Origin of the sequence: Streptomyces sp. NPDC053474 (assembly GCF_044544845.1) — a bacterium.
Lineage (GTDB): Bacteria > Actinomycetota > Actinomycetes > Streptomycetales > Streptomycetaceae > Streptomyces.
Window position 1 is genome coordinate 323880 of sequence record NZ_JBITXV010000010.1, and the last position, 23399, is coordinate 347278.

Sequence of the window (23399 nt, forward strand, 5' to 3'; positions counted from 1 at the left end):
CCGGCGGGCGGGCCGAGCCGGAGGGCGGGCCGAGCCGGAGGGCGGTGAGCGGTGGGACTCGGCCGCGCCCACCGCCGGGCCGGACCGATCCGCCCCACCGGCCCAACTTGCCGCCCCACCAGGCAAATCCGTCCCAAAAGACGGTTGACACCCCAAAGGTGCCCGGCGGAGGGTACCGCTGACCAGCTTGTCATGTTCTTGTCCACACCCTCCAGGCAAGAGGTGAGCCTTGTTCCTCCGTCGTACCCGTCACAGAAATGCGCGCGGCGCCAGCACGCGCCGCCTCCCGGTCCGCCGTCTCGGTCTCCTCACGGCACTCCTGGGACTCACGGCCTCCGGCCTCGCCGTCGGCCCCGCGCGGGCGAACCCCGAGCCCACGGGCCGTCCTCCCCTCGTCCAGCCCATCGACCCGCAGCGCTGGCAGAACCCCGACTCCATGACGTGGGCCGACCACAGGGCCGTGCCCGGCACCGACTGGGCCAACCCCGACCTCAAGCCCACCAAGCGCACCTTCAAGGGCGCCCTGGTGCTCCTGGACTACCCCGACGAGGAGTTCACGGTCAGCAAACCGGCGGGATCCAGCCTCTTCGGCAATCCCCAGGCGAGCGCCTCCAACATCCCGCGCGCCCAACTGCCGACCTTCTACCGCGACTTCCTCAACAAGCCCGGCGCGCTCAACCGCGGCCACACCATCAACGAGTACTGGATGGAGGACTCCGGCGGCCGCATCGGCGTCGACCTGACCGCCTTCGGCGTCTACCGCATGCCGTACAAGTCCTTCCAGTACGGCATCGAGCCGCAGATGAACCCGGGCACCTGTCCGCGCGGCAGCAGCTGCGGCAAGGACATCCGCGCCGACGGCAAGGCCGCCTGGACCGCGGACGTCGGCGGCGGCGAGACCGCCAAGTACGACTTCGTCTTCTTCCTGACCGCGGGGCAGGACGAGTCGTCCGTGTGGCAGGAGTTCGGGCAGATGAAGTTCGCCTCGCCGCAGAGCGTGCCGTCGGCGTGGGGCCCGCCCGCGCCCATCGCCTCCGGCGGCAACTCCGCGAACACCCGGTACGTGCCGTGGACGTCCTGGGCGGCGGCGGCCCGCATCTGGCCCAACGCGACGGCCGGTTCGTCCACCCAGGCCGAGAGCTCCGGGATGGGTGTGTACGCGCACGAACTCAGCCACATCCTGGGCATCGGCGACAACTACAACAACCCGTACGGCAAACCGCTGCGCCGCGCCTACACCGGCATCTGGAGCATGCTCTCGCGCGGCTCCTTCAACGGCCCGGGAGGCCCGCACACCCGCTGGCAGATACCGTCCACCCAGGGCGGCTCGATGGGCTCCCAGCACATCCTGCGCGACAAGCTCAAGCTCGGCATCGTCGACGAGAAGAACGTGCTGCGCCTGGACCGCGACGCGCTCAAGGGCTCCGGCACCGTCGTGGCCCGGGTGACGGCCCGCTCCGCACCGCCCGGCGCGAAGGGGCTCAGCGGCGTCAACATCAGCATGAGCCGCGACCTGTCGCGCGCCTGCGATCCGGCCACCGATCCCCTGTGCGACGGCGGCGGCTACCAGAACTACACCGTCGAAGTCGTCGACCGCATGGGCATGGACTCCTTCACGCCGGACAACGGCGTGCTGCTGTCCAAGACCAAGAACCAGGACCAGGCCCCGTTCGCATGGGTGGTCGACGCGCACCCCGAGGACATCGACATGGTGGACTTCAAGCGCCCCGACGGCACCCCGCAGAAGATCACCATGGGCGACTACCGACAGCTCAGCGACGCCCTGCTGCACGCCGGCGCCGACTCCGGCAGCGAGTACGAGTACGTCGACGAGGCCAACCGGCTGCACTTCTACGTCCTCGACCTGGAGCGCACCCCGAGCGGCGTCCTGTCGTACACGATCGCCGTCAAGTCCCTCGACGGCGCGGGCCCGCAGCGCCGGGGCGTGGCCCTTGACCGGGGGCACGCCAAGGGCAGCGCGGAGCGCCGGGCCGTGTGCTCCTTCGACCTGGCCAACACCGGGCGCGGCGTTCCCCCGCGTCCCGGGCACCCCGAGAACGTGGACCGCTATCTGCGCTCCGACGTCTACCGCCTGTCCGCCGAGGCGTCCGGCAAGGGCTGGTCCGCGTGGCTGCCCAACCGCCTCGCCACCGCGCGGTCCGGCCAGTCCGTCGAGGTCGACGTCGCGGTGAGCGCGCGGCGCGACGCCGACCGGAAGGGCCGGGTGGTGCTGACCGCCCGCTCGGAGAGCGATCCGGGCAAGACCGCGAAGGCCGTCTGCAAGGTGAACAAGGGCGGCCACCACTAGGTCCGCCACACGTCCGGGGGCGCCGCCGCGTGCGGGCCCCGTGGAGCGACGCGGCGGCCCCCGCACCGGTTCGGCATCGGGTGCGGGGGCCGCTCGCGCGTGGCGTCAGTTCAGCGGGGCCTTCGGGGGCGTGCCGTAGAACGTCATGCGGGGCCAGCCGCGCTTGGCCGCGACCTCGTTGAGGGCCTCCGCGATCTCCGCGGGCGAGATGTCGTACTGGGCGGGCGACTCCTCGGTCTTGACCGTGAAGGTCATCGACAGCTCGGCGTAGCCGGTGCCGTGCTGGACCCGGCCGCTGAACTCCGTGCCCGGCGCGAAGGCGACCGTCGCCGCCTGCGTCCGCTCGGCGGTCGTGCCGGTGTCGGCGGCCTGCGCGGCCTTGCCGTCCTCCGCCTGCGCGGTACCGGCCGACGCGAGCACCGCGCCCGCCGCGGCCGAACCCGAGTAGCCAAGCAGCGATCTTCTGGAGACTCCGGACATGTTTCCCCTCCTGACCATGGCGGCCTCCCCCCTGGAGGCCCGCGGTGATCATAAGGAACGCGACGGGCCCATGGGGCGGAACAAGATCGTCCATATGGGAGCGGTCCGGCGCGCGCCGCACCGGGGCCGCCGAGGAGCCCCATCCGAACCCCCGAGAACGGCCGATCGCCCGCGTTGACAGGTACATCACACGCTCCTACGGTGCCCCCACCCAACAGGAAAGCTTCCTCCCTGCCAGGGCCGTCAACTCCCCCCACTCCCCCTGGAGGACACCGTGTCACGCACCCGACGCCACCCGTCCCGGACCCTGGGCGCGCTGGTCGCCGCGGCCACCGCCGTCTCGCTCTGCGCGACCCTGACCACGGCCGACGCCGCGACGCGGGCCGAGCCGGGCACCCCCGACCCCGGCACCGTCACGACGCTCGCCAGCGCTCTCGACGTGCCGTGGGGCCTGGCGTTCCTGCCGGACGGCGCCGCGATCTTCACCGAGCGCAACACCTTCAACGTCTACCGCCTGACGAAGACGGGCCAGAAGACGCTCCTCGGCAAGGTGCCCTACTCCCAGACCACCGGCCTCGAAGGCGGCCTGATGGGCCTGGAGATCTCGCCGACCTTCGCCACCGACCACTTCCTGTACTTCCTGCACACCTCGACCGACGGCAACCGCATCGCCCGCATGACGCTGGAGAACAACACCCTCAGCGGGTACAAGGTGCTCCTCAGCGGCATGGCCAAGAACCGCGCCCACAACGGCGGGAGGCTGCGCTTCGGCCCCGACGGCAAGCTCTACGCGGGCATGGGCGACGCGCAGAACGGCGCGCTCGCGCAGGACAGGAACTCCCTCAACGGCAAGATCCTGCGCATCAACCCCGACGGCTCGATCCCCGCCGACAACCCCTTCGGCAACGCCGTCTGGTCGCTCGGCCACCGCAACCCGCAGGGCCTCGACTTCGACTCCCAGGGGCGCCTGTGGCAGGCCGAGTTCGGCAACAACGTGATGGACGAGGTCAACCTCGTCCAGAAGGGCGGCAACTACGGCTGGCCCAACTGCGAGGGCACGAGCGGCAGTTGCTCCGGCAGCATCCCGCCGAAGAAGACCTGGCCGGTGGCCTCGGGCTCGCCCAGCGGCCTGACCATCATCAACGACCACGTCTTCGTCGCCACCACCCGGGGCCAGCGCGTGTACCGGCTGCGCATCGACGCGAACTCCGGCCTGACCGACCAGCGGACGTACTTCCAGGGCACGTACAACCGGCTGCGCACCGTCGAGGTCGACCCCCAGGGCGACATCTGGCTGACCACGTCCATCGACAGGGACGGCACCCCGGGCAACGACCAGATCCTGCTCGTCGACGTCGTGTACTCGGGCGCCGCCGCCCGCCGGTGAGGCGGGGGGGGGCAGGGCCGCACACACGCGGGGACGCGTCCCGGAGGCGAGTCCGGGGCGCGTCCCCGCGCGGGGCACCGCTCGCGGGGCGTTACTTGCCGACCGGTGAGACCGCGACGCAGCCCGCCACGACGTTCTCGCCGGAGGCCTCCTTGATGACCTCGCCCTTGTAGATCACCTTGCAGGTGAGGTCGGCCCCTGTCGGGTCCGTGGAGATCGGGACGACGGTGGGCGGCATGATCCCGCGCAGCGTCACCGTCTTCTTCCAGGGCAGCTCCGGCTTGGCAACCTTCTCCAGCTTGGGGTTGGCGGCGGAACCCGCACCGGCGGCGAACTCGATCTCGTCGACGTTCTTGCCGGAGACCTCGTAGGTCACCTCGTACTTCTCGTTGACGGCCTTGTCGACGGCGTCGACGGCCTTCTCCTCGGCCTCGGAGCAGGCGCCGAGCGTCAGTGCGAGACCGGCGGCGGCGAGCGCGCACGCGGCGGCGCGGATCGTTCTCTTCATGTGCGCAGACAACAGTAAAGGACACGCAAAGTCAATCCGCGCCGCCATCGAATCCCCAGCTCAGCGCAGGGTCGTTCCACGCTCCCTAGCGTTGTGGCGCCGGGAAGGCCACCGGGCCGCGCAGTCCGGCCCGGTTCACCGCGCGCACGCCGAAGAACACGTTGTCCTTGGAGAGGTCGACGGTGTGGCGGGTGGTGTCACCCACGCGGACCGCGTGGGTCCACTCGGGCGAGGTCGTCTCGCGCCACACGACCTCGTACCCGGCCAGGTCCGGCTCGCCGCCGCGCTCCCAGACCAGCTCCGTCGCGTTCGTCAGGGCCGTGGTCACGATCTTCGCGCCGCGGGGCGCTCCCGGGGCCCGGGCCAGGCTCCACAGGGCCGCGGCGTTGACCCGGGCGACGCGCGCGACGAACGGGAAGTCGCAGAACTCGGGCAGGTCCCCGTACTGCTTGCCGTCGACGACCCGTACGTCCTGGTGCTGGTGCGCGTAGTCCTCCGCGGGCTCGGTGAACCGGGCCGCCGGGTAGCCGCGTTCGAGGAACGGGATGTGGTCGCCGCCGCGCAGATAGCGGTCGCGGCGGTAGATCACACGGACCTTCATGCCGGTCGCGTCGGGGTCGGCGACCTCGCGCACGAAGCGGGCGAGCTGACGCGCGGGAGAGTCGTTCTCGCCACCGACGGAGCGCCGCACCTCGGCCTCCTGCGGCGTCTCGGAGGTGGGCACGCCCTCAGCGAAGAGCCGGATGGTGTGCGGGTCACGGGTGCCGTCGTCGGCGGTGGAGCTGCCCACGATGTCGTTGGTGAACATCCCTTGTACGTCGGCCCGTTGGTCCTTGAGGCTCTGTGCGAGGTGGGCGGCGCCGTACAGCCCCTGCTCCTCCCCGGCGACGGCGGCGAACACCAGCGTCGCCCCCGTGCGCCGGGTCGCGAGGACGCGGGCCAGCTCCATGACGACGGCGACCCCGGAGGCGTCGTCGTCGGCGCCCGGGGCGTCGCTGATGTGGTCCATGGGGTCGCTGGCGCGGGAGTCGTAGTGACCTGAGACGACGTAGACGCGGTCGGGGGACGTCATGCCGCGCAGCGTGGCGACGACGTTCGAGATCCGGGTCGGCGCCGGGATGCGCGGCCCCGGCTGCTGCACGTAGGACTGGAGGTCGACGGCCATCCGGCCGCCGGACGCCCGGGCGTACTCCCGCATCCGGGCGAGGATCCAGTCGCGCGCGGCGCCGATGCCGCGCTCCGGGTCGTCCTGGGCGGAGAGGGTGTGCCGGGTGCCGAAGGCGACCAGGCGGCGTACGGTCGCCTCGATGCGGCGGTGGTCGATCTCCCGCAGCAGGGCGCGCAGTTCGCGCGGGGCTGGCCGCGGGGTGAGCCGGGTCCGCTCGTGCGCGGCGGCCGGGCCCGCTGCCTGGACGGTGGCGGCGGCCGCGGTGGCGGCGGCGCCGGTGAGGAGGGTGCGCCGAGGGGTGCCCTTCGGATTCGCCATGGCCGTATGGTCATGCACACCACAACCCGCCCGCAAGACGCGTGCCCCTCCGGAGCCACCCGGGCGCGGGCCCCGCCCACGCGCGGACGCGGCCAGCGGCCTCAGGGCTTGCGCGCCACGCCCCCGAAGTCGTCGACCTCCGCGGGCAGTCGGCCCTTGAGCGGCTCGGGCCGCCAGCGCGAGACGGATACCAGGCCGGGCTCCAGGAGGTCCAGGCCGTCGAAGAAGCGGGCGAGCTGCTCGGGGCTGCGGTTGACGCGCGGGTTGTCGCTCGCCTCGTTCCACTGCTCGATCATCTCGCGCATCCGCTCGGGGTCGAGCACCTCGGTGTCGTCGCACAGGACCAGATAGCTGCCGGAGGGCAGGGCGTCCACCAGGCGGGCCACGATGCCGTAGACGGAGTCGTCCGTGACGTGTGCGGTGATCCCGAGCAGCATCAGGGCGATGGGCCGGGTGAAGTCCAGGGTCTTGGCGGCCTGCTCCAGGATCGCGTCCGGGTCGCGCAGGTCGGCGTCGATGTAGCCCGTCGCGCCCTCCGGGGCGCTGGTGAGCAGCGCCTCGGCGTGGGTGAGCACGATCGGGTCGTGGTCGACGTAGACGATCCGCGCGTCGGGGGCGAGGCGCTGGGCGACCTCGTGGGTGTTGTCGGCGGTGGGAAGGCCCGTGCCGACGTCCAGGAACTGGCGGACGCCCGCCTCCGCGACGAGGTGGCTCACGGCGCGCACGAGGAAGTGTCGCTGGGCGCGCGCGATCTCGATGATCCCCGGGTTGGCCGCGCAGATCTGGTCGCCCACCTGCTGGTCGACCTCGTAGCAGTCCTTGCCGCCCAGCCAGTAGTTCCAGATGCGTGCGGAGTGCGGCACATTGCTGTTGATCAGCGTGGGGTCGTACGACATGAGGGCCCTCCCGGGGTCGACCGCTGCGGAGCCTAACGCAGCTCCCGGCGGCGGTCGGCGCCGGATACGGCCAGCGTGACGGCGCCGGGCCGCCCGTCACGATCGAGGACGTCATCGCCGAGCCGCCGTCGGACGCCGCATTCCTGGCTCAACTACGTCCTCACGAACCGCACGGGTGACAGGTGCAATGTCCTTGTACGTGCGGAGGATCGGCATCCGCACCCCCAGGGAGGAGACGCACCATGGCAGCGGAGGCACACGGCACGGCTCCCACCCCCGACGAGGTCGGGGCGATGTACGACCAGTACGGCGATCTGCTGGCGCATCTGCTCGGGTCGAGCGCCGTGCACATCGGCATGTACGTGCCGCACGGCACGCGTACGCCCGCGACCTCGCTCGTCGACATGGCCGACGTCGCGCAGGACCGGCAGACCGAGTTCCTCATCGACACCTTCGACCCGGTGCCGGGCGGCCGCGTGCTCGACATCGGCTGCGGCACCGGCGCTCCCGCGCTGCGCCTGGCGGAGCGCACCGGGTGCCGCGTCACCGGCATCACGGTGAGCCGGAGCCAGCTGGCCCGGTGCCAGGAGCGGCGCACGGTGCATCCAGCCGCGGACCGCGTGGAGTTCGCGTACGGCAACGCCATGGCCCTGGAGCACACCGACGCGTCGTTCGACGCCGCCTGGTCCATCGACTGCGTACCGCACCTGTCCGACCGTCCCCTGGGGCTCCGGGAGGCGCATCGCGTGCTGAAGCCCGGCGGTCGCTTCCTGCTGACCGAGTTCACGGTGCGCGGCACGCCCAGCGAGGCGGAGATGTCCGCGTACACCACGCTGTGGGCGTGTCCGCCGCTGCGGCCCTTCGCCGCGCTGATCGGCGAGGTCGAGGAGGCCGGGTTCCAGGTGGAGCTGGTGCGGGACATGACCGCCAACGCCGTGCTGTGCGGCGAGCTGATGGGCGTGCTCTACCAGGACCGGCGCGAGGAGATCGAGCAGCGGTTCGGCAAGGAGGCGCTCACCCACACCGACCCGCTGATCGGTCCGTTCCGCTCCTTCACCCGGCGGCACACGGACTACCACGTCCTGGTGCTCCGCAAGCCGACGGACTGAGCGGGCCGGGCGTCAAGCCGCGCCGACCTCGTCGGCCGCCGCCTCGGCGTCCGGCGCGAACGCCGCGACCGGAGACCGGAACCGCGCGGTTTCAGCCGCCGACGGCGGTCAGCTCGTCGAAGGCCGCGAGCAGGTCGAGGAGCGGGGCCTCGCCCCACGCGGCGACGGCGAGGGCCGCCGCGAGCACCGCCGTGCCGTGCGCGCCCCCGGCCTCGTCCTGCCAGGAGGCGCGCAGCGCCGCGTCGTCGCGGCTCGCCCAGGCCCGGACCGCCCGGGTGGCGGCCAGTTCGTGGTGCGGCGGGCCCGCGGCGGCGAGCCGGTCGGCGGTGCGGACCACGTCGGCCGGGGTGAGGGTGCGCGGGCCCGACAGGACGACGCCGACGACGAGGCGCAGGACGTCACCGGTGACGGACGGCAGCTGGGCCCGCACGGCCGGGTCGGGGGTGTCGAGGGCCGCGGCGATCGTCGCGGAGTCGCCTCGGGCGTAGGCACGGACCAGTGCGACGCCCCTGCGCGTCGCCTCCCGGCCCGCGCGGTCGGCGGGCTCGGCGCGCCGCCGGGCCCGGTCGGCCTGCATGAGCGACCCGTGGGGACCGTGCGGTGCGGGGTACGAGGTCATGCCCCGGCTCCTTTCGCGAGACGTGCCGCGATCCTCCGACCTCAAGTGCGGTTGAAGTCAAGCCCCGCAGGCCGCGCCGGTCACTGCGGCTTCGGGCAGGTCCCGTCGGCCTTCTGGTACGTCCCTTCGGTGAAGTCCACGCGCGCGAGGTCGGCGCGGGCCGCGACGCCGAGCTTCGCGAGCGCGTCGCTCACGTGGTGGTGGACCGTGCGCGGGCCGAGCAGGAGCTGGGCCGCGATCTCGGGGTCGGTGAGGCCTTCGGCGGCGAGGCGGGCCACCTGCCACGCGCGCGGCGTGAGCACCGGCCCGCCGCTCGGCTCCGGCTCGGGGCGGCGGATCCGCTCACCGGCCCGCTCCTGCTCGGCCAGGGCGCGGTCGAGCAGCGGCACGGCGCCGAGCCTCCGGAAGGTCTCGGCCGCGTCGGCGAGCTGGACGACGGCGTCCGTACGCCGTCGGGCCCGGCCCAGCCACGCGCCGTACAGCAGGCGCGTGCGGGCGTGGTCGAACGGGCGCCGGGCCGCGCCGGAGGCCTCCAGGGCCCGGTGGAAGAGGGCCTCGGCCTCGCCCGGGTCCGTGGTGAGGAGCGCGGCGGTGCTGTCGGCCGCGGCCTGCGCCCAGGCGGCGCCGGTGCCGTCGGCCCAGGCCCGCAGCGTCCGCAGGGCGGCGCGCGCGTCGGCCTCCGCACCGGCGCGGAGCGCGGCCTCCGCGGTGTCGGGCGCGGCGAGCAGCGCGAGGGTGGGGTGCGCGGCGGCGTGGCCGGGCTCGGTGAGGCGGCGCAGCCACGCCAGCGCCTCGGTGTCCCGGCCCGCGAACAGGGCGGCCTGGCCCCGGGCCCAGTACGCGGTGGCCGTCAGGTCACGCATGCCGCACGGCACCGAGCGTTCCAGGACGCGGTCGGTGAGGGCGGTGACGGCGGGCGTCTCGCCGCGCGGTGCGGCGAGCCGGGCGAGGGCTGCGCGGCACAGGGACGCGGCGCGGTCGGCCCCGGTCTCCTCCGCGACGCGCAGGGCCTCGGTGGCGTCGGCGGTGGCCTGCGTCCAGTGGCCGCGCGCGATGTCGAGGGGGGCGGTCTGCGGGGCGGTGCGCACGAGCGCGCCGGTGGGGTCGGTCGCGCGCAGGGCGGTGAGCCGGGTGCGCAGGGCGTCGGCGAGGGCGGTCTCCGCGCCCCGGGCCAGGGCGAGCGGGGCGGGCGGGAGCAGCGGCCAGGAGCCGGTGCCGAGCCGGGCGACGGCGTCGCCGGTGAGGGGCGCGGCGGCGGACGTCTCGCGGTCGGTGTCCCACCACTGGTGGAGCGCGGGCAGCAGCGCGGCCTCGGGCAGGTCGCCGTCGATGGCGAGGCCCGCCAGGACGCGCAGGGCCTCGGTCTGCCGGTCGCCGGAGCCCGCGGACCAGGCCGCGCGCATGGCGACGCAGGCCAGTTCGACGGCGCGGCCCCGGTCGGCGACGGCGCGCAGGTCCCGCAGGAGCAGCCGGTGTGCGCTCTTCTGCTCGCCGTGGGCGTGGGCGATGAGGCCGCGCAGGCCGCCGCTGATCCCGGCCACGACCTCCTCGGAGGCGCACCGCTCGGCCTGGTCGAGGAGGTCGTGTGCGGCGGGGACCTGCCCGGCCTCCCAGGCGGCGCGGGCGGCGAGGGCGAGGCGCCGCCCCTTGCCGTGGGGCGCGGTGGTGAGGTCGGCGGCCCGGCGCAGTCCGGCGACGGCCGAGGCGTGGCCGCCGCGCCGTCCGCTCTGCCGGGCGCAGTCCTCCAGTTGGGCGGCGATGCCGTCGTCGGGGCCTTCGGCGGCGGCCGCGCGGTGCCAGGCACGCAGGTCGGCGCGGCCCTCGCCGGTCAGGACGTCCGCGAGGGCGCGGTGGGCGCGGCGGCATTCGGCGGGCGGGGCCTGGTCGTGGACGACCGTACGGACCAGTGACGTGGGGAAGCGGAGGCGGTCGCCCTCGATGGCGAGCAGTCCGGAGCGCAGGGCGTCCTGCCAGGCCGGTTCGGTGGCGCCGAGCAGGGCGGCGGCGGCACGGACGGCGCGGTGGTCGCCGCGGTCCTCGGCGGCGGCGACCAGGAGGAGCATGCGGGTGGGTGCGGCGAGCTGGGCGACGCGCGCGGCGATGGCCCGGTGCAGGGGCGGCCCGGGGGCCGTCTGCCCGTCCGTTCCGTCGGCCGCGCCGGAGCGGGGCAGCTCGCGCAGGGCCAGGGGGTTGCCGCCTGCGGCGCGCAGGGTGCGGCGGACGGTCTCGGCGTCGGCGTGCGGCGCGGCGGCGCGGACGACGGCTGTGGCGGCGGTGTCGTCGAGGGCGCCGATCTCCAGGGCGGTGCCGCCGCCCCAGGGGCCGCCGGGCGTGGGCGCTTCCTGGCCCGTGACGACGAGGAGGGCGACCGGTTCGCTGTCCAGGCGGCGGGCGACGTAGGCGAGGCACGCGGTGGTCGGCCCGTCGAGCCACTGGGCGTCGTCGACGGTGATCAGGAGGGGCTGTTCCGCGGCGAGTCCGGACAGCAGCGTGAGGGTGGCGACGCCGATGAGGAAGCGGTCGGGGCGCGCGCCGCCGTGGCCGAGGGCCGCGCCCAGGGCCGCCGCCTGGGCCGCGGGCAACGCGTCGATCCGGTCGGCCACCGGCCACAGCAGCGCGTGCAGCGCGGCGAAGGCGAGGGGCTCCTCCACGCGGGCGCCGCGGCAGGAGAGCGTGGTGAACCCGGTCGCCGTGGCGGCGGCGTGCTCCAGGAGCGCCGTCTTGCCGATGCCGGGGTCCCCCCACAGCGTGAGCGTCGCGCCGCTGCCCTCGCGCGCTCCTCGCAGGACGCGGGCGAACGTGGCCTTCTCGAAGTCCCGTCCGTACACGTTCATTTGGTCGAGATCCTAGGGCAGACACAGTCCGCCCTGACGAAGAGCCTCGCCCTTGCCCTGCTACGGACTGTGTTCGACCACTTCCCGTCCGTTGCCCCGCGGCCTCCGTAGAGGGCGCGGGGCGACCCAGCGGACGGGCCTAGGCATGCTCCTCCGCCGTCACCGGCTTCGGGATCAGGAAGGACGTCACGAACGCCGCCGCGATGAGGACGACTCCGGCGATCATGCCCGCCGAGTAGCCCGCCACCGAGGTCTTGTCCGCGGGCGCGGCCGCGGTCTGCACGGCGAACAGGACGGCGAAGCTCAGGCCCGCGCCCAGGTTGAACGCCCCCGCGTTGAGGCCGGGCAGGACGCCGGGGCCCTCCTTCGGGGACAGGACGATGCCGAGGCCGTTGAGGACGATGTTGGCGACGCCCGCGTACGTGACGCCGATGAGGATCGACGAGACGAGCAGCAGCGCGCGCGAGTCGGCCTGGAGCGTGACGAGCATCAGGGCGACCGTCGCGGCCGAGCCGACGAGGCCGAAGCGCAGGACCTTGCCGTAGCCGAGAGTGGCGGCGAGGCGGCCCGCGAGGGGGCCCATGGCCAGGCCCGCGAGGGCGTAGGGGGTCAGGGTCCACCAGGCGGACTGCTCGGCGCTCATGCCGAATCCGGCGTCCGCGTTCTGCGCGAACGCGGGGATCATGCCGTTCATGACGGCGAAGACGCCGGTCATGGTGAGCACGGTCGTCAGGAGCAGGGCCCAGGTGGAGCGCTGCCGCAGGTGCCGGGTGGCCACCAGCGGGTGGCTGCTGCGGTCCTCCGCGCGCCAGAACACGGCGAAGGCGGCCGCGGCGACGACGGCGAGAGCGGCCACGAGCGGCCAGTTGGCGTCGCCGAGCTTCCCGGCTTCGTTGAGGGCGATCAGGGCCGCGCCGACGGAGACGACCAGGATGGCCACGCCGGGCCAGTCCATGCGGGTCTCGGCGGCGTTGTCGGCGGTCGACTCGGGGGTGAGCACGGCGACCAGGACGGCGGCGAGGGCGGCGACGACGGCCATCACCCAGAAGACCGAGTGGAAGCCGTAGTGGTCGGCGAGCTTGCCGCCCGCGATGGAGTCGACGCCCGCGATGCCGCCGTTGACGGCGGTGATGACGCCGAGCAGGGTGCCGTACCGCTTGGGCTCGTGGACCTCGTTGCGCAGCATGATCAGGCAGAGCGGGACCGTCGGCCCGGACACGCCCTGGATGACGCGGCCGACGAACAGCATCGGCACGCTCTGCGCGAGCGCGGCCACGACGCAGCCCACGGCCATCAGGACCATCATCGCGGCGAGCACCCGGCGGCGGCCGACGAGGTCGCCCAGGCGCGGCAGGAACAGGGAGAACAGCGCGGCGGAGGTGAAGAACGCCGTCTGGGTCAGGCCGACCTCGGCGGTGGTCGCGCCGAGGGAGTCCTCGACGTTCTTCAGCGCGGGGCTGAGCATGCTCGCGTTCAGCTGGAAGGCGAAGCACGCCGCGAGGAGGGCGGTGACGAGGACCCAGATCCGCACCGGGCGGCTGCCCGGCGCGGTCGCGGTGGCGGACGCGGTGGAGGAGGCGTTCACGCGGGCACCTCGCCGATGCGCTCCAGGGCGTCGACGACGAGGTCCCAGAACCTGCCGTGGTCGAGGTCGACGGCGACCTGGGTGTGGCAGTCGGCGGGGGCGGGCGCGCGGAAGTCGGCCACGGTCATGCCGAGGGTCAGGGTGCCGGTCAGCTCGATGTCCACGGGGGCCTTGCGCACCGTCATGACGCTCGGGTCGATGACGTACGCGACGGCGCACGGGTCGTGCACCGGCGGGTGCTCGAAGCCCTGTTCCCGCAGGTACATGGAGCCGAAGAAGTCCAGGAGCTCGTTCACGAACGCGGCGGGCCGCGTGCCCACGGCGGCGATGCGCTCGACGACCTCGGGGGTGGCGAGCGCCTGGTGCGTCAGGTCGAGGCCGACCATGGTGAGGGGCCAGCGCTCGTTGAAGACGATGTGCGCGGCCTCCGGGTCGATCTTGATGTTGAACTCGGCGACGGCGCTCCAGTTGCCGGTGTGGTAGCCGCCGCCCATGAGGACGACCTCGCGGACGCGCTCGGCGATGCGGGGTTCCTTGCGCACGGCCAGGGCGATGTTGGTCAGACCGGCCGTCGGGACGATGGTGATCTCGCCGGGCTCGTGGGACATCACCGTGTCGATGATGAGGTCGACGGCGTGGCGGTGGTCGAGCTCCAGGGTCGGCTCGGGCAGCACGGGGCCGTCCAGGCCGCTCTCGCCGTGGATCGACTCGGCGACCTCGACGTCGCGCACCAGGGGCCGGGGGCAGCCCGCCGCGAAGGGCACGCCGGTGATGTCGGCGATGCGGGCCACCGACAGGGCGTTGCGGGTGACCTTCTCCAGGGTCTGGTTGCCGACGACGGTGGTGACCGCGACCAGCTCGACGTCCGGATTGCCGTGCGCCAGCAGCATGGCGATCGCGTCGTCATGCCCGGGGTCGCAGTCGAGGATGATCTTTCTGGCCATCGCGGAACCTCTTTGTTCGGCTGAGGCGGCGCTGGCGGGCGTCACCTCGGGAAAACGTTCTCCGAAGACTTTGTGCACGGGTGCGCATTATGTCAACGATCCGGAGCATCCCCGTCCATGTGCCCGCCCAACGCCTCTGAGCTGGTGTGATGTCGGGCCTGCGCGAGGCGGCCCGAGGCCCTGCCGCTCTTGGGCACCCAGGCGAGCCCTGTGGCCGTTGATAACGTTCTCCGGACATTGGCCGAGGGAAGGGGGCACGGGCGTGGCTGACGTAACGCTGCGGGACGTGGCGCGGGCCTCCGGCTGCTCCGTCGCCACCGTCTCGCGGGTCCTCGCCGGAACCCGGCCCGTGGGCGCCGACACCGCCCGCCGTGTCCGGGCGGCCGCGGCGAGCCTCGGCTACCGGCCCAACCACGCGGCCCGCGCCCTGCGCAGCCGCGCCACCGGCACGGTCGGCCTCGTCCTGCCGCAGATCACCAATCCCTTCTACCCGGCCCTGGTCCGCGAGCTGACCCACGCGCTGCACGCCGAAGGCCGGGCCGTGCTGCTCGCCGACTGCGACGACGACCCCGTGGCGGAGGCGGAGCGCATCGACGACCTGCTCAGCCGCCGTGTCGACGCGCTCCTGGTGATCCCCGCCGACGAGCGGCGCAGCCGGGACGCGGTGGCCGCGGCGGCGGCGCGGGTGCCGCTGGTCCTCCTGGACCGCCGGTGCGGTCCCGGCGTCGCCGACTCCGTGGCCGTCGACAACGCCGCGGGCATGGCGCTCGTCCTGGACCACCTCGCGGCCACCGGGCGCCGACGGCCCTGTTTCGTCGGCGCGCACGGCACGGCGTCGGCGGCGGCCGAACGGCGCGCGGCGTACGCGGCCGGTTCCGGCGCGCTCGACCCCCGGGCGCCGGAGCGGGTGGCGCTCGGCGACTTCTCCGTGGCCTGGGGCCGGGCCGCCGTCGACATGCTGGGGGAGGCCCGCCCCGACGCCGTGGTCTGCGCGAACGACCTCATCGCGATCGGTGTGCTCCAGCGGCTGCGGGAGCTGGGCGCGGACGTGCCCGGCGAGGTCGCCGTCACCGGTTTCGACGACATCCCGATGGCGGAGCTCGCGGCCCCCGGCATCACCACGGTCCGCCAGCCGGTCGCCGAACTGGCCGCCGAGGCGACGCGGTTGCTCGGCCACCGCCTCGGCCCCGGCGGCGCCGGACCGCGGCGCGCGCTCCGCCTGGCCCCCGACCTGGTGGTACGAGGCTCCAGCCGCCCCCTGCCCTGAGCGGGCTCCCGGTCGGCCCGGCCTCCTGAGCACGTTCGGGTGCGATCGGCGGCACGGGCGTTGCGGCCCGCCGCCGGGTCCGGGACATTGACCTCATGCCGGCTCGGCCGCCGCCCAGGCCGCCGCACCGCCGCTGAGGAGCCGACATGCCCGGAGTGGACACCGAGACGGCGGTGCTGATCGTCGGGGGCGGCCCCGTCGGGCTCACCGCCCGCGCGCTGCTCGCGCGCTGGGGCGTGCGGACGCTGCTCGTCGAGAAGCGCACGGGCCTCTCGCCCTTCCCCCGGTCCCGGCTCGTCAACGTGCGCTCGATGGAGATCTACCGCGGGCTCGGCCTCGCCGCCCGGATCGCGGGCCGCGCGTTCGCGCCCGCGTACGGCCGCGTCCGCTTCCGCGACACCCTGTACGACCGCGACTTCGCCACGGCCGCGATGATCGGCGTCAACGAGCCGGTGCCCGAGAGCCCCGTGATCGGCGTCCTCACCTCCCAAGACCGCCTGGAACCCACCCTGCTGGCGGCCGCCGACGCACCGGTGCGCTTCGGGGTCGAACTCGTCGGCCTGGCGGAGGCGGACGAGGGCGTCGTGGCCGTGCTCGCCGACCACGGCGACGGCGAGCGGACGCGGGTCCGTGCCCGGTACGTCCTCGCCGCCGACGGCGCGCACTCCACCCTCCGGCCGCTCCTGGGCATCGGCACCACCGGCCCCGGTGAGCTGGGCCGTTTCACCACCGTCGTGTTCGACGCCGACCTCGGCCGCTGGAGCGCCGACCAGCCCGCCGGGGTCTACTTCACCGCGCACGGGTCGTTCGGTCCCGTCCACCCCGAGGGCGGCTGGCTCTGGTTCGGGCCCACCCCGGACGGCGCCGCGCACACCGACTGGCGCGACCTCGTCTCCCGTGCGCTCGGGCCGGGCGCCGAGGTGCGGCCCGAGGTGCTGCGGGTGCAGCACTGGGTGATGAACGCGTTCGTAGCCGAGCGCTTCCGGCAGGGGCGCGTGGTGCTCGCCGGTGACGCCGTGCACGCGCTGCCCATCACCGGCGGCCTGGGCATGAACACCGGCGTCGCCGACGTGCACAACCTCTGCTGGAAGCTGGCGGGCGTCCTGCACGGGTGGGCGGGGCCGAGCCTGCTCGACACGTACGGCACGGAACGCCTGCCCGTGGCCCGTCGGACGCTCGACCAGACCGTGGCCAGCACCCGGCTCATGGTCGAGGTGCAGACGCGCCGCAACGAGCAGCTCCGTTCGGGCACGGCGGTCGCAGACCCGGTCGAACTCCCCTGGTCTGAGCGGTACTTCGCACAGCTCGGCCTGGTGCTCGGCGTGGCGTATCGCTCCGGGGCGGTCCTCGCCGACGGCCCGGCCCCGCCGGAAGCGTCCGACTCCTCCGAAGGGGGCACGGACTACGTCCCCACCCCGGAGCCGGGCCACCGCATGCCCCACCTCTGGCTCGCCCCGGGCCGCTCCACGCTCGACGCCTTTGGCGAGTGGTTCACCCTGCTCACCCCGGACCCGGCCCAGTGGGATCACCTGCCCGCCGCGCCCTGGCCGTTGCGGGTCGAGGCCCTCCCCCGCGAACACGCGGACCCCTGCGGCCTGGGCCCGCACGGGGCGCTGCTCGTCCGGCCCGACGGCCACATCGCCGCCCGCTGGCCCGACGCCCCGCCGAGCGACACCACGCTCCGCCGGGCCCTCGCGGCGGTCACCGGCTCGCCGACCGCCTGACGGCCCCACGCGATCCCGCCGCCGGGCGGCCCCATCAGGCCACGTTCCACCGACCGAGTCGCCGCACGGTACTTCTGCCGCGCTCGTCCGTTGTCCCCGTCGACGATCACCGCCCGCCCCGCTGCCCCGGGGCGGGCGGTGCCCCGCGCGAGAAGGGACACCACCTCCGCATGACCACGCAGCACCGCCTGGGCCGGACGGCCGCCGTACTGGCCGCCGCCCTCACCCTGTCCACGGCCGCCACCGGGCTCACCGCGTACGCCGCTGACCACTCCGGCAAGACGGGCAAGCACGCCACCGCCCCGCACGGCGGCGCGGCGCAGCACGACGACGAGGGTGGCTGGGAGCGCGACGGCCTGCGCCTCGACGCCGCGGACAACCGCAAGGTCGACGCGTACGTCGCCCGCGCGCGTGCGGCGGAACCGGCCATCAGCCGCGACGTGCGGGCCGCCGCCGACCTCAGCCGGGCCGAACTCGTCGGCTTCGACCACCGCCTCAAGTCCCCCGACTCCCTCAAGCGGAAGGTCGCCACGGACCTCAAGGACCATCCGGAGCGCAACGTCGACGACGCCCTGGCCCGGCTGAGCGACGCGGTGCGCTACACCCTCCAGTGGCCCGACGACCGCTACGTCACGGGCGTCACCCTCGCCGCCGAGGTGCTGTCCGCCTGGGGCAACGACACCACGAAGTGGTCCAACACCTGGGGCCGGGAGAAGGGCTACAAAGGCCTCAACTCCGGCTGGAGCGCGTCGGATTCGCGGCAGCGGTTCGAGGTGCAGTTCCACACCCCGGCGAGTAAGTACGCCCAGGAGGAGACGCACAAGCTGTACGAGGAGCTGCGGCTGCCCTCGACCAGCCCCGAGCGCAAGCAGGAGCTCCAGGCCCAGCAGGACGCGATCTTCGCCGCGGTGCCCGTCCCGGACGGCGCTCCCGCCCTCGCCGCACCCGCGCCGCTGCCCCGCCGCACGGCTCTGACCCCGGCCGCCTGACACCCACCGCGCTCAGCCCTCCTGCGCCGCCCGCTCCATGATCTCCGCGACCACGTCCGACTTGGCGTCGGCGTAGTTCTGCGTATAGGTCCAGGTGCGGGCGGCGAGTGCTCGCTTGGTGCGGGCGTACAGGTCCCGGTCCTCGGGGTGGGCGCGCAGCCAGTCGCGGAACAGCAGCATGCGGGTCACCTCGGCGCAGCCGCGCGGGAACACGTGCAGGTTCGCCGCGTCGGCGCCGGGCCCCAGGTCCCGCTTGCGCAGCACGCGGTGTTCATACCACTCGGGTTCACGGATGGCGAGCCGGAAACCGATCCGCTCCAGGGCCGGTACGTACGCCTCCTCGTCGCCGGGGTCGGGGACGGTGAGCACCATGTCGACGATCGGCTTGGCGGTCAGGCCCGGCACCGAGGTGGACCCCGCGTGCTCCAGCGCGTGCGGTGTCGCGTCGAGCGCGGCGCGGACGCGTGCCGCCTCCCGCGCGAAGGCCTCGGGCCAGCGCGGATCGTACTCCCTGAGCGTCACAGGACCGTCGAGCCGGGGCACTTCGCCGACCGTGGCCGCCTCGATGCTCTCGGCGGTCATCGGCACGCGTGCCGCTGGCTCGTCCTGGCTTTCCTGTGCGGGCATGACGGCTCCTGGTCGAGGGCGAGGGGCTCGGCGATGGGCCCTCCCACCCAAAGCGGGGATCGTTCCGCAGTCAAGTGCGTTCATCTCGCGCTGACATGGCACCGGGGCGACGCCCGCGGTCGTGCTCCCGCGGGCACCGCCCCGGCCCTGCCGGGAGTACCGCCTCAGTCGCGCAGGACGACCAGGACGAACGCGGCCGAGAGCGCGCCGAGGGCGACCGCCGCGACGCCCCTCGTGAACCGGTGGTCGCGCAGCCCGGGCAGCAGCTGGTCGGCGGCGACGCGGCCGGGTCCGGTCAGGGCCAGGGCCACGGCGCCGGTGAGCAGGACCAGGTCGTACTCGATGCCCTCGGGGGCGAAGAATCCGCCGCCCCACTTGGTGGCGATGGCGTTGAGCATGATGCCGAGGATGCCCGCGCCCGCGAGCGGGGTGAGCAGGCCGATGGCGAGGCCGAGGCCGCAGAGGGTCTCGGTGAGGGCGGCGACCCAGGCCATCGCCTTGGCGGCCTTGTAGCCGTCCGCGGCGAAGTGGTCGGCGGTGCCGTTCAAGCCGCCGCCGTCGAACCAGCCGAACAGCTTCTGCGTGCCGTGACCGGCCATGGTCAAGCCGACGGCGACGCGCAGGAGCAGCAGACCGAGGTCGGTGCCGGGCTGGAGCGCGGGAGCGCCGGGGGCGGCCCGGTGGGCGACCGGCGCGCCGGGCACGATCAGGCCCTCGGGCGGGGCGGGGGGACGGGAAGGGGACGAAGACATGCTGGATCTCTCCTTGGCGCAAAGGGGTCTTGGTGCGAAGGGATGCGGAGGAAGCCGCGCGGCCGGAGGCCGCGCGGGCGGGGGCGCCCGGTGGAGCGGTCGGACGCCGTGTCCGTGGCGTGGGAAGCGTCGAGGGAGGAGAGGGCCCTCTACGTTCTGATGACGCGGGTTCTGTAGAGATCGACGGCGGTGGCGTCCGCGCAGCCCTTCGGGCTCGACGCGGTGGCAACGGGCACCGCGTCGCCGCTCGTCGGCGCGGACCGGGGCACGGGCGCGCAGGGCTGGTCGGGCCGGGGCGGCATCGCGCCACGGGGCGTGTCCGGGGCGTCCCCGTCCTGGCAGCCGCTGGTGTCGGGGCCCACCGAGACCTCGACGGCCGGGCGGTAGGAGCCCATCAGGCCCATCGTGCGCGCGTGGTCAGGCTTCTTCGTGAGAGAGGAGGCCGACGCCGCGCCCGGGCCCCCCACGGTGAGCAGGCAGACCACGAGCGTCAACAGGCACAGGACCAAGCCGCGCGCGCCGGTGTGCCGCGCCCCGCGCCGGGTCCTGAGCTGTCGCCCGCTCATGCCGCCCGATCCTAGGTCCGGACCGGGCGGTACTGAAGACTTCAATGAGCCTGTTGTGCCACGGCTTCACACCGGGCGGCGCATGCACACCCTCGGCCACCGGTCCAGGCCGTGGGCGGCCTCGTTCCGCCGCACCGCCCGCAGCTGCGGTCCGATCGTCGCCTCGTCGACAGTCTCGAAGCCGCAGCGGGCGTAGTACGGCGCGTTCCAGGGCACCTCGGCGAAGGTCGTGAGGGTCAGCGCGGGGAACCCACCGGCCCTTGCGGTGTCGGCCAGGTGCTCGATGAGGGCGCGGCCGACGCCGCGCCGCGCGTGGTCGGGGTGCACGGACACCTGCTCGATGTGCAGGTCGCCGTCGACGTGGTCCGCGAGGAGGTACGCGACGGACCGGTCGGCGTCGTCGGCCGCGACCCAGGCGCGCCCCGCCCGCTGGTACCGCCCGAGCTCTTCGAGCGTGGGCGGCTCGTCCTCGGCGATCTCCGGCATGCCGACGTCCCGGAAGGAGCGGCCCGCGGCCCTCTCGATGTCCTGGAGCAGGGGGAATTCGCTGGGGTCGACCACTCGGATGCGCATGATCCAATTGTTCCCGACGGCTCCGGGCGGCGCCTCCCCTTTTCTTCCCCTCTGGCCGGGGACGCCCCGTCGGCCAGGGGCCGCAGAGGCGCTGGCTTCGCGGGAGGGGGCGGGGGCCGCTGCCGGTCCCCGCCCGTGTGCGTCACTCGCTCTCGAGGGTGATGGCCTGCACCGGGCAGGCGCGTGCCGCCTCCTTCAGCATCGGGTCGTCCGCTGCGTCGGTGCTCTCGGGCAGCAGCGCGCTGAAGCCGTCGTCGTCCTGGGTGAAGACGCCGGGGGCGGTCAGGACGCACTGTCCCGCGCCGATGCAGCGGTCCGTGTCGATCGTGATCCGCATCAGCCGCGCCCCCAGGTGACGGGCAGTTCGATGAGGCCCTGGATGGTGTCGCCGGGCTTGATCGGGACCTCGTCCGCCGGGACGGCGAGCCGCAGGTCGGGGACCCGGGCGAGGAGGGAGGTGAAGGCGATCTCCAGCTCCAGGCGGGCGAGGTTCTGTCCGAGGCACTGGTGGATGCCGAAGCCGAAGGCCAGGTGGTGGCGGGCGCTTCTGCGGACGTCGAGGTCGTCCGGTTCGGGGTAGACGGCGGCGTCGCGGTTGATGGCCGAGGCGGCGAGGAAGACGCCCTCGCCCGCGCGGATGGTCTGCCCGGCCACCTCGATGTCGGCGGTGGCGACCCGCTGGAGCGCGTCGGCGATCGACAGGAAGCGCAGCAGTTCCTCCACCGCGTCGCGGATCAGCTCCGGCTCCGCGCGCAGGGCGTCGAGCTGTGCCGGGTGTTCGAGGAGGGTGAAGGTGCCGAGCGAGATCATGTTGGCGGTCGTCTCGTGCCCGGCGACCAGCAGGATCAGTGCGATCCGCGCCAGTTCGTCGCGGTCGAGCTCGTCGGTGTGCAGCCGTTCGCGGACGAGGTCGTCGAGCAGGCCTTCGGTGGGGGCCGCCGCGTCCGTGGGGCGGCTCTCGGCGGCCCGGCTCTTCCGGTCGACCAGGCCCACGAGGTAGTCCATGAGGTCCAGGCGGGCCTCCTCGGCCTCGTCGGCCGTCTTGCCGCGCAGCAGGCGGCGCGAGGCCTCCTCGAAGAAGTCGTGGTCGGCGTACGGCACGCCGAGGAGCTCGCAGATCACCATGGACGGCACCGGAAGGGCGAACGCGGACACCAGGTCCACGGGCGGTCCCTGTTCGAGCATGGTGTCCAGGAGCTGGTCGACGAGGTGCTGGATGCGGGGCCGCATCGCCGCCACCCGCTTCACGCCGAACGGCGGTATGAGCATGCGGCGCTGTCTGTTGTGTTCGGGGTCGTCCACGCCGAGGAGCGCGGTCCGCACGCGGCGCGAGAGCTCGAAGCGGGGGGCGATGGAGGGGAAGGCCGGATTCTGTCGGTCCGCGGAGAGCCGGGCGTCGGTGAGCAGCGCCTGGGCCTCGGCGTGCCCGGTGACGACCCAGGCCTCGGTGTCGTCGTAGAGGGTCATGCGGCTGAGGGGGCCCTGTTCGCTCAGTGGGCGGTAGCCGGCGGGCGGGTGGTAGGGACAGGTACGGTCCTGAGGAAAGGGAGCTGCTTGCGTCATGCTGTCTCCGGTTTCGGACGGGCGTACAGGTCTGCCGGTCCCCCGAGGCGTTCCGCTCCCCACTACATGCCCTCTACAGCGATTTCGATGACGTGTGGTTCGGCCAAGTTCGTCGCGCATGTCCCCCGCCGGGATGATGAAGGCCGGAAACAGTGCCTTGTGGGGCCGCGCCGCCCCGCGCCCGCCCCGTCACCTTCATTCCGTTCCGGACCCGGACGCCTCGTACGGCTCGCCGAATTGGCCGGTTCTCGCTGTTCATTCCATCGGGCTACCAGGACTTTCTCCCGTGCCGCACGGCGGCGAGGCTCGGGAGGAACCCTTCCATCGCACCAGGAGGTACCCATGCGCACTCGCGTACTCCTCGCCTCGGCCGCGCTCGCCGTGACGACGCTGGTCGGCGGCGCCACCTCGGCGGCCGCCGACGCCGATGCCAACGGCAAGGCGGAGAACTCGCCGGGCGTCCTCAGCGGCAACCTCGTCCAAGTGCCGGTCGACATCCCCGTGAACCTCTGCGGCAACACCGTGAACGTCGTGGGCGTGCTCAACCCCGCCACGGGCAACGCGTGCGCGGAGAAGCCCTGATCTACCGTGGCGCGGCGAGGCCCTTGAGGTCGCGGACGTACCAGTTGTGGCACGTCCCGTCCGCCTCCCGGACCTGCTTCATGTAGGTGAAGCCCGCGCGCCGCGCCACCGCTTCCGACGCGGCGTTGGCGGGGTCCACCCGGATCACGCCGACGCGCGCGCCCTCGGTCGCGGTGTAGCGGCAGACCAGGTCGACCGCGCGGGTCGCGAGGCCCCGGCCCCGCCAGGCGGGGTAGAGCCCGTAGGCGATGTTGGCCGCGCCGGGGGCGAGGCCCGGGACGGTGAGCCGTACGTCGATGGTGCCCGCGAGGGTCAGCTCGTCACCGGCGCGCACGCCGAAGGCGCGCAGCGTGCCCTCGTCGGCCCACTGGTCCTGGCAGTGGCGCACGTACTCCTCCGTGCTCGCCCGGGTGCTCGGCTCGCCGTTGAGCCAGCGCACGAGGAGGTCGTCCTCGCCCGCCAGGTGCGCGTCGACGTCCTCCAGGGTCAGGGGGGACAGGGTGACCACGCCGTCCGACAGCTCGATGTTTCGCACGGGGCGACTGTGGTCGTCTGCCGCCGCGAGGGCAAGCGAATATCGCGGGCGTGCCGTGGGGCGCG

The 23399-nt window shown here is 73.8% G+C and carries 22 protein-coding genes; 7 read left to right on the plus strand and 15 right to left on the minus strand.

What is annotated here, in order from left to right; genetic code table 11:
• Positions 1-229: 229 nt before the first annotated feature.
• Positions 230-2308 carry a M6 family metalloprotease domain-containing protein gene (locus ACIG3E_RS25130; protein ID WP_399620473.1) on the plus strand — a complete coding sequence of 693 codons (2079 nt, stop codon included), beginning with the start codon at positions 230-232 and terminating at the stop codon, positions 2306-2308.
• Positions 2309-2413: 105 nt separating this feature from the next.
• On the opposite strand, the gene ACIG3E_RS25135 is transcribed toward ACIG3E_RS25130, so the two are convergent.
• The gene (locus ACIG3E_RS25135) at positions 2414-2788 is read right to left on the minus strand and encodes a hypothetical protein (RefSeq protein ID WP_399620476.1); all 375 of its coding nucleotides are present in this window, start codon (positions 2786-2788) and stop codon (positions 2414-2416) included.
• Between the two features lie 274 nt (positions 2789-3062).
• On the opposite strand from ACIG3E_RS25135, the gene ACIG3E_RS25140 reads away from it, so the two are divergent.
• Entirely contained in the window at positions 3063-4175 is a 1113-nt protein-coding gene (locus tag ACIG3E_RS25140) for a PQQ-dependent sugar dehydrogenase (protein WP_399620479.1), read from the plus strand.
• Positions 4176-4266: 91 nt separating this feature from the next.
• On the opposite strand, the gene ACIG3E_RS25145 is transcribed toward ACIG3E_RS25140, so the two are convergent.
• The 3 genes from ACIG3E_RS25145 to ACIG3E_RS25155 all read right to left on the minus strand — a co-directional run bounded on the left by ACIG3E_RS25145 (position 4267) and on the right by ACIG3E_RS25155 (position 7065).
• Positions 4267-4683 carry an MmpS family transport accessory protein gene (locus ACIG3E_RS25145; RefSeq protein ID WP_399620482.1) on the minus strand — a complete coding sequence of 139 codons (417 nt, stop codon included), beginning with the start codon at positions 4681-4683 and terminating at the stop codon, positions 4267-4269.
• An 85-nt stretch (positions 4684-4768) separates the two neighbouring features.
• Positions 4769-6169 (minus strand): M28 family metallopeptidase, encoded by a 1401-nt coding sequence (locus tag ACIG3E_RS25150; RefSeq protein ID WP_399620485.1) that lies wholly within the window; start codon positions 6167-6169, stop codon positions 4769-4771.
• A 101-nt stretch (positions 6170-6270) separates the two neighbouring features.
• Complete coding sequence (locus ACIG3E_RS25155) at positions 6271-7065, minus strand: SAM-dependent methyltransferase (protein WP_399620487.1); 795 nt, start codon at positions 7063-7065, stop codon at positions 6271-6273.
• A 242-nt stretch (positions 7066-7307) separates the two neighbouring features.
• Here ACIG3E_RS25155 and ACIG3E_RS25160 point away from each other — a divergent pair, with 242 nt between their 5' ends.
• Entirely contained in the window at positions 7308-8174 is an 867-nt protein-coding gene (locus tag ACIG3E_RS25160) for an SAM-dependent methyltransferase (RefSeq protein ID WP_399620494.1), read from the plus strand.
• Positions 8175-8265: 91 nt separating this feature from the next.
• Here the strand turns inward: ACIG3E_RS25160 and ACIG3E_RS25165 are convergent, their stop codons facing one another.
• The 4 genes from ACIG3E_RS25165 to ACIG3E_RS25180 form a co-directional block, all read right to left on the minus strand.
• On the minus strand, positions 8266-8793 hold the full coding sequence (locus ACIG3E_RS25165) for a hypothetical protein (RefSeq protein ID WP_399620497.1): 528 nt from the start codon (positions 8791-8793) through the stop codon (positions 8266-8268).
• A gap of 80 nt (positions 8794-8873) precedes the next feature.
• Positions 8874-11627: an AAA family ATPase gene (locus ACIG3E_RS25170; RefSeq protein WP_399620501.1), complete on the minus strand. Its 2754-nt coding sequence runs from the start codon at positions 11625-11627 to the stop codon at positions 8874-8876.
• Between the two features lie 139 nt (positions 11628-11766).
• Positions 11767-13212, minus strand: coding sequence for an MFS transporter (locus ACIG3E_RS25175; protein WP_399620504.1), 1446 nt, complete (start codon positions 13210-13212; stop codon positions 11767-11769).
• Positions 13209-14156 carry a nucleoside hydrolase gene (locus tag ACIG3E_RS25180; protein ID WP_399620507.1) on the minus strand — a complete coding sequence of 316 codons (948 nt, stop codon included), beginning with the start codon at positions 14154-14156 and terminating at the stop codon, positions 13209-13211. Before ACIG3E_RS25180 ends, ACIG3E_RS25175 begins: the two co-directional genes overlap by 4 nt.
• A 262-nt stretch (positions 14157-14418) precedes the next feature.
• Between ACIG3E_RS25180 and ACIG3E_RS25185 the strand changes: the two genes are divergently transcribed.
• The 3 genes from ACIG3E_RS25185 to ACIG3E_RS25195 all read left to right on the plus strand — a co-directional run bounded on the left by ACIG3E_RS25185 (position 14419) and on the right by ACIG3E_RS25195 (position 18136).
• Entirely contained in the window at positions 14419-15423 is a 1005-nt protein-coding gene (locus tag ACIG3E_RS25185; protein WP_399620510.1) for a LacI family DNA-binding transcriptional regulator, read from the plus strand.
• Positions 15424-15569: 146 nt separating this feature from the next.
• Positions 15570-17147, plus strand: a complete 1578-nt coding sequence (locus tag ACIG3E_RS25190) for an FAD-dependent monooxygenase (RefSeq protein ID WP_399620513.1) — start codon at positions 15570-15572, stop codon at positions 17145-17147.
• Positions 17148-17317: 170 nt separating this feature from the next.
• Complete coding sequence (locus ACIG3E_RS25195) at positions 17318-18136, plus strand: ATP nucleotide 3'-pyrophosphokinase (RefSeq protein ID WP_399620516.1); 819 nt, start codon at positions 17318-17320, stop codon at positions 18134-18136.
• A gap of 12 nt (positions 18137-18148) precedes the next feature.
• On the opposite strand, the gene ACIG3E_RS25200 is transcribed toward ACIG3E_RS25195, so the two are convergent.
• The 6 genes from ACIG3E_RS25200 to ACIG3E_RS25225 all read right to left on the minus strand — a co-directional run bounded on the left by ACIG3E_RS25200 (position 18149) and on the right by ACIG3E_RS25225 (position 22217).
• Positions 18149-18763 carry a GrpB family protein gene (locus ACIG3E_RS25200; protein WP_399620519.1) on the minus strand — a complete coding sequence of 205 codons (615 nt, stop codon included), beginning with the start codon at positions 18761-18763 and terminating at the stop codon, positions 18149-18151.
• 164 nt (positions 18764-18927) lie between these two features.
• The gene (locus ACIG3E_RS25205) at positions 18928-19515 is read right to left on the minus strand and encodes a DoxX family protein (protein WP_399620522.1); all 588 of its coding nucleotides are present in this window, start codon (positions 19513-19515) and stop codon (positions 18928-18930) included.
• 149 nt (positions 19516-19664) lie between these two features.
• Positions 19665-20081: a hypothetical protein gene (locus ACIG3E_RS25210; RefSeq protein WP_399620525.1), complete on the minus strand. Its 417-nt coding sequence runs from the start codon at positions 20079-20081 to the stop codon at positions 19665-19667.
• 66 nt (positions 20082-20147) lie between these two features.
• Positions 20148-20654, minus strand: coding sequence for a GNAT family N-acetyltransferase (locus tag ACIG3E_RS25215; protein ID WP_399620527.1), 507 nt, complete (start codon positions 20652-20654; stop codon positions 20148-20150).
• Positions 20655-20796: 142 nt separating this feature from the next.
• Positions 20797-20991, minus strand: a complete 195-nt coding sequence (locus tag ACIG3E_RS25220; protein WP_399620530.1) for a ferredoxin — start codon at positions 20989-20991, stop codon at positions 20797-20799.
• Entirely contained in the window at positions 20991-22217 is a 1227-nt protein-coding gene (locus ACIG3E_RS25225) for a cytochrome P450 (protein ID WP_399620533.1), read from the minus strand. The genes ACIG3E_RS25220 and ACIG3E_RS25225 overlap by 1 nt, the downstream gene beginning before the upstream one ends.
• A 342-nt stretch (positions 22218-22559) precedes the next feature.
• Between ACIG3E_RS25225 and ACIG3E_RS25230 the strand changes: the two genes are divergently transcribed.
• On the plus strand, positions 22560-22799 hold the full coding sequence (locus ACIG3E_RS25230) for a chaplin (protein ID WP_399620535.1): 240 nt from the start codon (positions 22560-22562) through the stop codon (positions 22797-22799).
• Between the two features lies 1 nt (position 22800).
• On the opposite strand, the gene ACIG3E_RS25235 is transcribed toward ACIG3E_RS25230, so the two are convergent.
• Positions 22801-23334, minus strand: coding sequence for a GNAT family N-acetyltransferase (locus tag ACIG3E_RS25235; RefSeq protein ID WP_399620538.1), 534 nt, complete (start codon positions 23332-23334; stop codon positions 22801-22803).
• Positions 23335-23399 lie beyond the last annotated feature (65 nt).